Origin of the sequence: Rhodococcus sp. NBC_00294 (assembly GCF_036163995.1) — a bacterium.
In the GTDB taxonomy this organism is placed as follows: Bacteria; Actinomycetota; Actinomycetes; order Mycobacteriales; family Mycobacteriaceae; genus Rhodococcoides.
Map to the genome: position 1 here is coordinate 698089 of NZ_CP108043.1, position 11977 is coordinate 710065.

Sequence of the window (11977 nt, forward strand, 5' to 3'; positions counted from 1 at the left end):
ACTCGTCCAGGGCCGCGTAGCGGGCATTGTGCCAGGTCACACACATGTCGGAGATGGGGGATTCGTGTGGCACTCTTCGGTCGTCGAGATGGCAGCAGTTCTGGGGGGAATACAACAATGCACAGTCGTTCGAGCAGATCCGGTCTTCTGCGGCGGGCGGGACTCGTCGCCGCTGCGGCCGTCACCGCGGTCGCCTCCTTCACGGGCACCGCCTCGGCCGACCCGGGACCGGTGGCACCGTCGACCCTTCTCGGATCGATCAGCGACGGCCCCGGCCAGTTCCACGTCTTCCGCACGGTGGACAGCGGCAATCGGCCGACTGCCGAGGACACCGCGCGGTGCAACGCCCAGTACGGCGTTCCGGCCCAGTACCTCCTCGTCGAACGTCTCGACGCCCGTATGTACACGTTCCAGTCGGACCCCGCGTCCGGCGTGCTGACCGCCGAGACGGCGCGCAACGTCGGACCTATCTACGTCTGCGACGGGCTGGGGCTCGACGGAACCCAGATCCTCGACCAGTGGGGCACTCTCGACGCTCCCGGCCTCGGCCGTCTCGACATGCGCGGACCGTGCGGCTTCGAGCTCTACCCCGGATCGCCCGGACGCGGCGCCGTCGACTGCGTTCTCCGCATCCAGCCCAACGCGTCCGGTGTGAGCGCCGGTGTCGCCACCAGCAACTCGGTGGCCAACCCGTTGCGTCTGCCCGGTGGACGCACCGGATCGGTGTGGACGCTGTACTCGCTCGGCGAGGGCACCGCGCCCATCGATTCGGCTCCGCCCGCCGGAATCCCGCAGCCGACGGGCCCGATCGCCTACAACGTGACACGCGAGGTGAACTCCCGATCGGTGGGATCGTCGCCGTCCTGTGCGGGAGGCGAGCGCACCACCGAACTGCACGCGGCGAGTGTGGATCCGGCCACGGGCGCGGCCTCGACCTCGCCCAGCGAGATCACGGCCGCGACGGCGCGTGTCTGCTACTCCCCGACGGCGCAGCCCGAATTCGGTGCTGCCCTGACCGTCACGTACGACAACCTGCCCGGTGGCCCGCTGACGGTCGAGGGACGCGGTCAGTGCCGCCAGAACTCGCTGCCCGGCATCGCCGACGTGCAGCAGAGTTGCGGCCTCACCCTCCCGCCGAACCCCGCACGCGGACTGGCCGGCGGACAGGTGACCATCAACGGACTGGTGCCGGCCGGTGACCCGGCAGGGTCCGCCAACTCGGCGATCTGGACCACCTCGCTGCTGGGACCCATATCCGGCAAGTGACCGAACGGGACAGGCCCCGATCTCCGCGAGGAGGTCGGGGCCTGTGTCGTCTCGGGGTCGAGCCCGCGCGAGTCAGCGGTTCCGACCCACCACGGTGAGCGGGAGTCGCAGTGCGCCGGGTGCTTCGGCGGGAACCACGGGAGCGACGGGGCGGACCGGGGCGAGGGGTTCGTACCCTGTGCCGACCGGCGGACGCTGATCGTTTTCTCCCTTGTTCGGCCACAGGGCCATCGCCCGCTCAGCCTGGGCGGTGATGGTGAGCGACGGATTGACGCCGAGGTTCGCGCTCACGGCCGATCCGTCGACGACGTGCAGACCCTCGTGCCCGAACACCCGGTGGTACGCGTCGATGACGCCCCGTTCCGGCGTCGCACCGATGACACAACCACCGAGGAAGTGCGCGGTCATGGGAATGTCGAACACGTCCGCGAACGAGCCACCCGGGTCGCCGCCGATCTTGTCCGCGGCCTTCCTGATCGCGATGTGCCCCTCCGGAATCCACTTCGGCGGCGGGCTGCCACCTCCCGGGCGAGAGGTCAGACGCCGACCGAATCGACCTTTCCTGGAACCGAGTTCCAGCGAGTTGTCGTCGGTCTGCATGACGAGCGCGATGACGGTGCGTTCCGACCAGTTCTTCACCGACAGGCTGCGCACGGTGGCGGCCGGGTGGCGCAGCGCGACGCCCAGCGTCTTCAGCGGTCGCGGCAGCCTGCCGCCGCCGTCACTGAGAACGGTCTGCAACAGTCCGATGGCGTTGCTGCCCTTGCCGTATCGCACCGGCTCGATGTGCGTGTGATCGTTGGGGTGGAACGACGAGGTGATCGCCACGCCCTCCGTGTAGTCGATCTGCCGGTCACGCGCCGTCGCGGCCAGCACCGCTTCGGAGTTGGTACGCACCACGGACCCGAGCTTGTCCGACAGGTGGGGCAGATCTCCGGTCTCCTTCATCGCCAGCATCAACTTCTGGGTCCCGTAGGTGCCGGCGGCGAAGACGACGTGGTCGGCCGTCATCACGGTCTCCTTGCGCCGCAGCTTCGCACCGGTGCGACGCGTCCGCACCTCGTATCCACCGCCCTCGCGGGGACGCACCGAGGTGACCGTGGTCAGCGGATGCACCATGGCACCGGCCTTCTCGGCGAGGTAGAGGTAGTTCTTCACCAGGGTGTTCTTGGCGCCGACACGGCAGCCCGTCATGCACGCACCGCACTCGGTGCAGCCTGTCCGGGTGGGTCCGACGCCACCGAAGAACGGGTCCGGGACGTCGCGACCCTTCTGCCCCGGCTGACCGAAGAACACGCCGACCGGTGTGGTGCTGAACGTGTCACCGACGCCCATCTCCTCGGCGATGTCGCGCATGACCTTGTCCGCGGGGGTGATGGTCGGGTTGTCCTCGACGCCCAGCATCCGACGCGCCTGCTTGTAGTACGGCGTCATCTCCGCTTCCCAGTCGGTGATGTCACCCCACTGCGGATCCTCGAAGAAGCGGCTCGGGGGCTGGTACAGAGTGTTCGCGTAGTTCAGCGATCCGCCGCCGACACCGGCTCCGGCCATCACCAGGACATTGGGGAGCAGGTGGATCCGCTGCAGTCCGTAGCACCCGATCACGGGCGCCCACAGATACTTCCGCAGTCGCCAGCTCGTCTTGGGCAGCTCGTCGTCCTCGAAACGACGACCGGATTCCAGGACACCGACTCGGTATCCCTTCTCGGTCAGACGCAGGGCGGAGACGCTGCCGCCGAAACCCGATCCGACGACGATGACGTCGTAGGTCTTCTTCATATTGCTGCCTTCTCCGACGGTGTACTTCCCACAGTTCGGCCGACGTCCGGCCCTCCGCGCGCCCGCATCGTGCGGTAGTTCTCGATGTCGAACGCGGCGGTCGCCTTGCGGAACTTCCACGTGAAGGTCGGCCACATGGCCGAGTTCCGTCCACTCGCGTCCAGGTACCAACTCGAACACCCACCGGTGTTCCACACCGTGCCGGCCAGGTCGGCGTCGAGAGACGCGTTCCACTCGTCGACCGCGGACGGACTCACGTCGACGGCATCGACGCTGCGACGCGTCATCTCGCGCAGAGCGGATTCGACGTACGCCGACTGGGACTCGAGCATGTAGACGATCGAGCTGTGTCCCAGGTTGGTGTTCGGCCCGTACATGAGGAAGAGATTCGGGAAGCCGGCCATCGTCGTACCTCGGTAGGCGCGCGGGCTGCCGCCCCACCGCTCGGCGAGAGTTCGACCGTCGCTGCCGCGCAACAGATGTGCGACGGGCGGCTCGGTGGGGGTGAAGCCGGTACCGAAGACGATGGCGTCGACCTCGCGCTCGCGTCCCGCGGCGTCCACCACACCTGTCGGCGTGATCGAGGCCAGACCGCTGTCCACCAGTTCGACGTCCGGTCGCTGCAACGTGTCGTACCAGTCGTTGGACAACAGCATGCGCTTGCAGCCGATGGTGTAGCCCGGCGTGAGGCGCTTCCGGAGTCCGCCGTCGCGCACCTTCAGTCGGAGGAAACCCGTGGCTATCGTGTGCGCGATCGACAGAAGCTTGGGCCGCTTGGCCATCATCTCGACGTACATCTCGCGGTACGCGTAGATCGCACCGCGCTGCGCCTCGAGTGTCCACGGCGCGCGGCGGTAGAACCATCGCTCGATCGGACCGCGCGTGCGGTCCATGCGCGGGATCACCCACGCCGGGGTGCGCTGGAAGACGTGCAGTTGCGACGTGACCGGGGCGATCTCGGGAACGAACTGGATGGCCGACGCACCGGTGCCCACGACGGCGACACGCTTGCCGCGCAGGTCGTAGTCGTGGTCCCACGTCGCGGAGTGGAAGGTGTGGCCGGCGAATGTGTCGAGGCCCGGCACAGCGGGCAGCTTCGGCGTCGAGAGCGTTCCCGTGGCCGCGACCAACACTCGGCAGGTCAGATCACCCTTCTCCGTGGTGACGTCCCAGACGCAGCGTTCCTCGTCCCACTGCGCCCCGAGCAGCGCGCAACCCGTGACGAGACGGTCTCGGATCCCGAAGTCGTCGGCCACCCCGCGCAGGTACCGATGAATCTCCGGTCCACGAGCGAAGGTGTGGCTCCAATCGGAATGCGGGGCGAAGGAGAACGAGTACAGCGACGTCGGAACATCGCACGCGACACCGGGATACGTGTTGTCGCGCCAGGTCCCACCGACGTCGTCGGCACGCTCGATCACGAGCACGTCGGCGGACGGGTCCTCGCGGAGCACCCGCGCCGTCACACCCATACCGGCGAATCCCGATCCGACGACGAGAACATCGACGTGCGCGGGCAGTGTGGTCGTCACAGCTCCGTCACCGCCCGCTCCCACTCCGGCAACAATCGTGCACGCATCGCGTGTTCCTCCTCGGGGGTTCGGAAGATGGCCGACACGGCCATCCCTCGTGCGAGTTCGATACTCAGGTCGAAGGCAGCGGGAGACATGCTGTCCCCGTAGAGCTCTCGGCCGCCTTCCTGCAACACCTCGGTCACTCGACGCTCGAGTGGTTCCACCGCGGCGTGCAGTGCCGCATCCGTGCGGGCGGCGACCCACAGTTCGAGCGCCGCGTGGAACAACGGGCCGGAGAAGGCGTCGAGCAGGAGCGCCGGGCCGACGGGCCCACCGCGGTGGACCCCGACCAGCTCGTCGAGGCGTCGCTCGACGAGCCGCTCGACGGCCGCCACGACGAGCGCTTCCTTCGTCGGGAAGTGGTGGAGCTGAGCACCGCGGGACACACCGGCCCGACGTGCGATCTCCTGAGTGCTGGCGCGGGAGTATCCGACGTCCACCAACGTGTCGATGGCGGCGTCGAGAAGCTTGGCCCGCGTGCCGGCGGTGCGCTCGGCCTGCGTCCGGCGGGCGGGCTGAGCAGCCGGCTCGGTCACGGCGGTGGTCTCGGTCACATCTGCGACCATATCGGCTTTCTTACAAACAGTCCAGACTGAATGTAAGTGAGTTAGCCGGGGTTCAGGGCGGGCCGACCGTCACCGCCCGGACAGGACCTCGAGCATCGATTCCACCGCCGTCGGCCAGCCGTACTGCTCCGCCCTCGCCCTGGCCGTGGGCCGTCCGCCCGAGGGGAGCACCAGGGTCGCGGCGATGCCCTCGGCGAAGTCGCGAGAGCGATTGGCCACTGCTGCGCCGCAGTCCGGGGTGACGATCTCGGCCAGCGCGGACGTTCCCGAGACCACCGCGGGTGTGCCCGACGCCAGTGCCTCCAGCGCCGCCAGCCCGAACGTCTCGTGCGGTCCGGGAGCGACCGCCACGTCCGCCTCGGCGAGCAACCGTGCGACGCGCTCGCGGTCGGAGACGAACCCGGCGAAGTGCACGGGCAGACCCTCGGCGCGCCGCTCGAGCGCGGACCGCCGCGGACCGTCGCCCACCACCACCAGGCGTGCGTCGATGCCCTCGCGGCGCAGGTGTGCCAGGGCGTCGACGCTCCGCTCGGCGTGCTTCTCCACCGACAGCCGTCCACAGTGCACGAGCCGGATCATCCGTCCCTCGTTGCGATGGCGACGCGACGGGTGGAACAACTCGAGGTCCACCCCGAGTGCGATGCGGTGCGCGTCTGCGCCGATCCGGTCGAACTCCTCCTGCGCGAACGCGGTGGTGCACACCACCGCGTCGTGACCGAGGACGGACCGCCTGTTGGCGACGTCCGCCGCCGCGCGCGCCACCGGGACGGGCAACACCTGTCCGAGCAGTCGGTCCAGCCTCTCGTGGGAGATCATCACGCTGCGAATCCCTCTGTGGCGCGCCCACGTTCCGAGGCCACGCAGGGTGAGACGGTCCGAGATCTCGAGCACGTCCGGTCGCAGACTCGCCGCGACATCGGCCGTCACGGACGGCCTCGCCACCCGGTAGCCACCGGTCATCGGGAGCCGGGTGGACGGGACGGTGATGCGATGCACCCCGGTGGCAGACATCGTCTCGGAGTGGACGTCGCCGGGCACGATGACCGTCACCTCGTGGCCGCGAGCGACATAGCCGGCTCCGAGTTGGTCCACGGCCGTCCGCAGACCGCCCGAACGAGGTCCGTAGAAGTTGGCCACCTGCACGATGCGCATGCGGCCCAGTGTCGAGGTGAGCCGTGTACGGACGAGGACCGCGCCGAGAACGTCGCACGAACACTCATGTCGAGCATTCACCGTCGTCGCACGACGGCGGCACGGGAACCCGGCACCGGCGCCGCACGTTGCCGTGGTGTCCGACCCGCGACGACACGTCACCGACGAAGAAGAGGTCCCACGATGACCAGCCCGGCCCGCAGGCTCACCCGTTCACGTCAGAGCAAGCTCATCGCCGGAGTGTGCGGCGGTCTCGCCGAGCGCTTCGGTCTGAGCGCAGGACTCGTGCGCCTGCTGTTCGTCCTCTCGTGCATCCTTCCGGGACCGCAGTTCGTGATCTACCTGGTCCTGTGGATCGCGATCCCCAAGTCGTCCTACTGATCGTTCGATCAGTTCGAGAGTGAGTGCACATCGGGCGCCGCTCCCGTGGCGGGTTCGTATTCCGATCACCGACAACATCTTTGACCAACGGTTGGACAGGGTCTACTTGCGGCACGACTGACCTGCACCTACTGTCGAAGTCGATTCGTCGCACGTGCGGTGTCGTCACCTCGTCCACCGTGCGCTCACGTCGAAGTGCGAGGCGTTCGAGCCCCGGGGCGCCCGGCACCACACGGCCACTCTCGAGCAGGCTGTTCGCCACCACCCTGGCGCGCGGCCGGCAAGGACACGATGTCTTACCACGGCGGTTTCCCGCACCACGGTGATCCTTCGGGCCGCGGCGCTCGACCTCGTCCGGGCACTCTCCCCGGTCCCGATCGCGCCCGCGGTCGCTACACGTGGCGCTATCTCGACACCGACGACGCCGCCCGCCTGTGGGACGAGGTGACCGACTGGGTGTGGTGGCTGCGTGACCGCTACGAGCTGACCGAGCGCATCCCCCGCTGCTGGTACCGGCACGGACCGGTGGTCGAGGAGTTCACCGCCGTGTTCGCGTCCTGGAGCGAGGCCTACGGCGGCGAGAGCGGACTGTCCCGCTGGCATTCGCAGGACCTGTGGCCACTGATCGAGCGGCTCGAGGTGATCGCCGGATTCGAACAGTGTCAGGCCGACGGGTGCTCGCACGACTCCGGCTTCCTCCACGCTCCCGAGGGCACCGAGGCGGTCATGGAGCCGCTGGTCGACTCGTCGGGCCGCGATGCCGACGAGCCGGTGTCCACGGTCGATGCGATGGTGGTCGGTGTCGTCGACGAGAGCGTGATGCTCTCGGCCGTGGTCAGCGGCGAGGCGACAGCGCTCGACGCCGGTCTCCCCCACGGGCGCTACCGACTCGACGGACGCCTGTGGACCTGGAGTTCGATCCTGGGTGGGTACGTGCCGTCACGCGACACGCACCGCACCCTGCGCGCCCTCGAGAGCTGAGCGCGCGGGACCGAATCCGACCGGCCTCCGGCCTTCCCGCCGAACCCGACCGGCCCCTGGCCTTCCCGCCGACTACCGAACGAAGAGTTCGGCGATCTGAATAGTGTTGAGGGCAGCACCCTTGCGCAGGTTGTCGCCGGACACGAACAGCGCGAGTCCGCGACCGTCCGGCACACCGGGATCCTGCCGGATGCGTCCGACGAGCGACTCGTCGGCGCCGGCCGCCTGCAGAGGCGTCGGCACGGCCACCACTCGCACGCCGGGAGCCGACGACAACAGTTCCGTCGCCCGTTCCACGGACAGCGGGTTCGCGAACTCCGCGTTGATCGACAGCGAGTGGCCGGTGAACACGGGAACGCGGACGCACGTGCCGCTCACCAGCAGGTCCGGCAGACCCAGGATCTTGCGGGACTCGTTGCGCAGCTTCTGGTCCTCGTCCGTCTCGCCACTTCCGTCGTCGACGAGAGAGCCCGCGAGCGGCAGGACGTTGAACGCGATCGGCGCGGTGTAGACCGTCGGATCGGGGTACGCGACGGCGCTGCCGTCGTGCACCAGCTTCTCGGCGTCGGCCACCACGGCGCGCGCCTGCGTCGCCAGTTCCTCGACACCGGCGAGACCGCTGCCGGACACTGCCTGGTAGCTCGAGACGATGAGCCGCTGCAGCCCGGCCTCGTCGTGCAGCACCTTGAGCACCGGCATCGCCGCCATGGTGGTGCAGTTGGGGTTCGCGATGATGCCCTTGACGAGATTCTTCGTCGCCTCGGGGTTCACCTCGCTGACCACGAGCGGGACGTCGGGATCCTTGCGCCACGCGGAGGAGTTGTCGATGACGGTGACGCCGGCGGCGGCGAAGCGCGGCGCCTGCTCGCGGGACATGGTGGCGCCGGCCGAGAACAGCGCGATGTCGAGCCCGGTGGGATCCGCGGTGGACGCGTCCTCCACGGTGATCTCGCCGTCGCCCCACGGCAGGGTCTTGCCGGCGGACCGGGCGGACGCGAAGAAACGGATCGAGGCGACGGGAAACTTACGCTCCGCCAACAAGGTTCGCATGACGGCGCCGACCTGGCCGGTCGCGCCGACGACTCCGATGTGGAGGCCGGTGGAATTCGTGGTCATGGTGCTCCTACCTTCCGGTTCCGCCGTGCACGACGGCGATCTCGTCGCCGCCGAGGCCGAAGGCGGCGTGCAGCACGCGCACGGCCTCGTCGAGCTCGGAGTCCTTGGTCAGCACGGAGATACGGATCTCCGAGGTGCTGATGAGGTCGATGTTGATGCCCGCGTCGGCGAGCGCTTCACAGAACGTCGCGGTGACGCCGGGGTGCGACTTCATGCCGGCGCCGATGAGCGAGACCTTGCCGATGTGGTCGTCGTAGAGCACCTTGGTGAAGCCGATCTCGCCCTGCAGCTTGGTCAGCTTCTCCACCGCGGTGGGTCCGTCGGCCTTGGGGCACGTGAACGTGATGTCGGTCTTGCCGGTGTCGATGCGCGAGACGTTCTGCAGCACCATGTCGATGTTGATCTCGGCGTCCGCGACGGCCCGGAAGACCTTGGCGGCGAAGCCCGGCTGATCGGACAGGCCGACGACCGTGACCTTCGCTTCGCTCCGGTCGTGCGCGACACCGGTCAGAATGGCTTCTTCCACTGGAATGTCCTCCATGGATCCGGACACGATGGTCCCTGGCTTGGTGGTGTACGACGAGCGGACGTGGACGGGAACGTTGTAGCGGCGGGCGTATTCCACGCACCGCAGCATCAGGACCTTGGCGCCGCACGCCGCCATCTCGAGCATCTCCTCGAAAGAAACCTTCTCGAGGTGACGGGCGTCGGGAACGATCCGTGGGTCGGCGGTGAAGATGCCGTCGACGTCGGTGTAGATCTCGCAGACGTCGGCGTTCAGCGCGGCGGCGAGCGCGACGGCGGTGGTGTCCGACCCACCTCGCCCGAGCGTCGTCACGTCCTTGCTGTCCTGGCTGACGCCCTGGAAACCGGCGACGAGGACGATCGAGCCCTCGTCGAGTGCGTCGCGGACGCGCCCGGGCGTCACGTCGATGATCTTGGCGTTGCCGTGCACGCTGGTGGTGACGACGCCGGCCTGCGATCCCGTGAAGGATCGGGCCTCGGCGCCGAGGGAGTGGATGGCCATGGCGACGAGCGCGTTGGAGATGCGTTCGCCCGACGTGAGCAGCATGTCCATCTCGCGCGCGGGCGGCGCGGGGCACACCTGCTGCGCAAGGTCGAGCAGTTCGTCGGTGGTGTCTCCCATCGCGGAGACGACCACGACCACGTCGTGGCCCTTGCGCTTGGTTTCGACGATCCGTTCAGCGACGCGCCGGATCCGCTCGGCGGTCGCCACCGAGGATCCTCCGTACTTCTGAACGACGAGTGCCACGCTGGTGCTACCTCCCGAGTCGAGAACGTCCCGCTGGACATCCACTGGTGCGACGGGTGCCGCCGGAACGGTCAGCAGCCTACCGACCTGCGGGGGTCCGGGGGGAATCGCGTGCCTACCATCAGGTGGTGACAGCCCCGGACCCGTCCGCTCTACCGCCTCGTCCTCGGCGCCGACGACTCTTCGTCGCGGTGCCGTCGGTGGGGCCGCGCTGGCCCGGCGGCCTCCGCGCCGCGCTCGCGTTCGGTGTTCCGGCACTCGCGCTGCTCGCGCTCGGTTTTCCCACCGAGGCCCTGCTGACCGCGGCAGGCGGATTCGCCGTCGTCTACGGCGAGGGCCGGCCGTTCCGGTCCCGCTGGTCGGTCGTCCTGTGGGCCGGTCTCGCACTCGTGCTGTCCGCCACTGTCGGCGGCCTCGTGGGCCAGTACGCCGACCCGCGGAACTCCGTGGTGGGCGCCGTCCTCGTCGTCGTGGTGCTCACCGTCCTGGGCACCGTCGCGACCTTCGTGGTGGATGCGCTCCGTCTCGGACCGCCCGGTGCCTTCTTCTTCGTCCTGACCTGCGCGATCGCCACCATCGTCCCGCAGAGCGGGGTGACGGCGTGGGTCAACTCCGCCTGCGTCGCGCTCGGAGCGCTGTGGGCCCTGGTCGTGTCGATGGCACCGGCGCTGCGCGACGCGTCGAAACCGGAACGTGACGCCGTGGCGGCCGCCGAGCGGAGCGTGACCGTCTTCGGTGAGGCGCGCACCGCGGGCGATCCCGCGGTCGGTGCCCGGCACCGCGCCGCCGTCGCGGTCGATCGCGCCTGGGCCGCGCTGCACGACGCCGGGATACCGGCTCGCCGGATCGACGATCCGCTGGTCCTGCGACTACGGAGAGTCCACCTCGACTTCGCGCGCATCATCGGCGACGCACCGCTCGATCCCGAGCACGCGTCGGACACCGTGCACGTCACTCCGGATCACACGCCCTCCGTCCCGATGTCGCGCCCGACGATCAGGTTCCGGCTGCTCCGGGCCCTGCACGTCGATTCCCACGCCACCACCACGGCGCTCCGCGTCTTCTGCGCATCCGCGGCCTCGGGCGCGATCGCCGTCGTCGCCGGGCTCGGGCGGCCCGACTGGGCTGTCATCGGCGCGGTCCTCGTGCTGCAACAGGGCCTCGACCGACCACGAGGTACCGTCCGCGCCCTGCACCGCCTGGTGGGCACGGCCGTCGGAGTGGTGCTCTTCGCCATCGTCTTCTCACTGTCACCGAGCGGGTTCGTGCTGGTCCTGCTGCTGATGGCACTGCAGTTCCTCATCGAACTGGTCATCGCTCGGAACTACGGCATCGCCGTCACGTTCATCACGCCCCTGGCGCTGCTCATCGGCGGCGCGTCCCATCCGGGTGCGCAGGCGTGGCCGCTCGCGACCGAACGTCTCGTCGAGACGTGCATCGGTGTGGTGTGCGCGCTGGCGTCGATGTGGGTGGTCGCTCGTCACGCTCATCGGCGGTGCCTGCTGTGGTGCGACGGGCGCGTTCTCGACGCCTGTCGCCGGACGGCGGATCTGCTGCGCACCGTGACACCCACCCATCCGGACGCCACGACCGCGCGGCGAGACGTGCAGTTCGAGCTCGTCGGGGCCGCCTTCGCCGCCGAGCACGCCGTCAGCGACGACCGGGAGTGGACGTCGGCGAGGTGGGAGTCGCACCTGCGAGTCGACGCGGCCGGGTACGACCTCCTGTCCGCCTGCTGGCGCACCGCAGACGGCGCCATGCTGGCGGAACCGGAGCGGTGGGCGGACGTGGCACCGCGCCCGTGAGACGTGCCGGTGTCGTCCGCGCGGGCGACGGAGTAGGGTGACCCGCATGTTCGGCGCCGGGTTCGCCCTCCTCCTTCGTCGCCG

Annotated in this window: 10 protein-coding genes; 4 read left to right on the forward strand and 6 right to left on the reverse strand. The window is 69.1% G+C overall.

Annotated features, from left to right (window positions below):
- The first annotated feature begins 117 nt into the window (after positions 1 to 117).
- Complete coding sequence (locus OHB23_RS03315) at positions 118 to 1266, forward strand: hypothetical protein (RefSeq protein WP_328810873.1); 1149 nt, start codon at positions 118 to 120, stop codon at positions 1264 to 1266.
- Positions 1267 to 1338: 72 nt separating this feature from the next.
- Here the strand turns inward: OHB23_RS03315 and OHB23_RS03320 are convergent, their stop codons facing one another.
- The 4 genes from OHB23_RS03320 to OHB23_RS03335 form a co-directional block, all read right to left on the reverse strand.
- Positions 1339 to 3045, reverse strand: coding sequence for a GMC family oxidoreductase (locus OHB23_RS03320; RefSeq protein ID WP_328810874.1), 1707 nt, complete (start codon positions 3043 to 3045; stop codon positions 1339 to 1341).
- Positions 3042 to 4517: a flavin-containing monooxygenase gene (locus OHB23_RS03325; RefSeq protein WP_051613577.1), complete on the reverse strand. Its 1476-nt coding sequence runs from the start codon at positions 4515 to 4517 to the stop codon at positions 3042 to 3044. The genes OHB23_RS03320 and OHB23_RS03325 overlap by 4 nt, the downstream gene beginning before the upstream one ends.
- A gap of 56 nt (positions 4518 to 4573) precedes the next feature.
- A complete protein-coding gene (locus OHB23_RS03330; protein WP_056443296.1) occupies positions 4574 to 5185 on the reverse strand; it encodes a TetR/AcrR family transcriptional regulator in 612 nt (203 codons plus the stop codon).
- A 69-nt stretch (positions 5186 to 5254) separates the two neighbouring features.
- A complete protein-coding gene (locus OHB23_RS03335) occupies positions 5255 to 6337 on the reverse strand; it encodes a glycosyltransferase (protein WP_328810875.1) in 1083 nt (360 codons plus the stop codon).
- A gap of 183 nt (positions 6338 to 6520) precedes the next feature.
- Between OHB23_RS03335 and OHB23_RS03340 the strand changes: the two genes are divergently transcribed.
- Together OHB23_RS03340 and OHB23_RS03345 are read left to right on the forward strand one after the other, a co-directional pair.
- Positions 6521 to 6718 carry a PspC domain-containing protein gene (locus tag OHB23_RS03340; protein ID WP_027506653.1) on the forward strand — a complete coding sequence of 66 codons (198 nt, stop codon included), beginning with the start codon at positions 6521 to 6523 and terminating at the stop codon, positions 6716 to 6718.
- Between the two features lie 291 nt (positions 6719 to 7009).
- A complete protein-coding gene (locus tag OHB23_RS03345; RefSeq protein WP_056443289.1) occupies positions 7010 to 7699 on the forward strand; it encodes a hypothetical protein in 690 nt (229 codons plus the stop codon).
- 72 nt (positions 7700 to 7771) lie between these two features.
- Here OHB23_RS03345 and OHB23_RS03350 read toward each other — a convergent pair whose 3' ends face one another.
- Both OHB23_RS03350 and OHB23_RS03355 read right to left on the reverse strand, forming a co-directional pair.
- Entirely contained in the window at positions 7772 to 8815 is a 1044-nt protein-coding gene (locus tag OHB23_RS03350; protein WP_027506652.1) for an aspartate-semialdehyde dehydrogenase, read from the reverse strand.
- 7 nt (positions 8816 to 8822) lie between these two features.
- Positions 8823 to 10088: an aspartate kinase gene (locus OHB23_RS03355; RefSeq protein WP_027506651.1), complete on the reverse strand. Its 1266-nt coding sequence runs from the start codon at positions 10086 to 10088 to the stop codon at positions 8823 to 8825.
- 128 nt (positions 10089 to 10216) lie between these two features.
- Here OHB23_RS03355 and OHB23_RS03360 point away from each other — a divergent pair, with 128 nt between their 5' ends.
- Positions 10217 to 11893, forward strand: coding sequence for an FUSC family protein (locus tag OHB23_RS03360; protein WP_328810876.1), 1677 nt, complete (start codon positions 10217 to 10219; stop codon positions 11891 to 11893).
- The last annotated feature ends 84 nt before the right edge of the window (positions 11894 to 11977 follow it).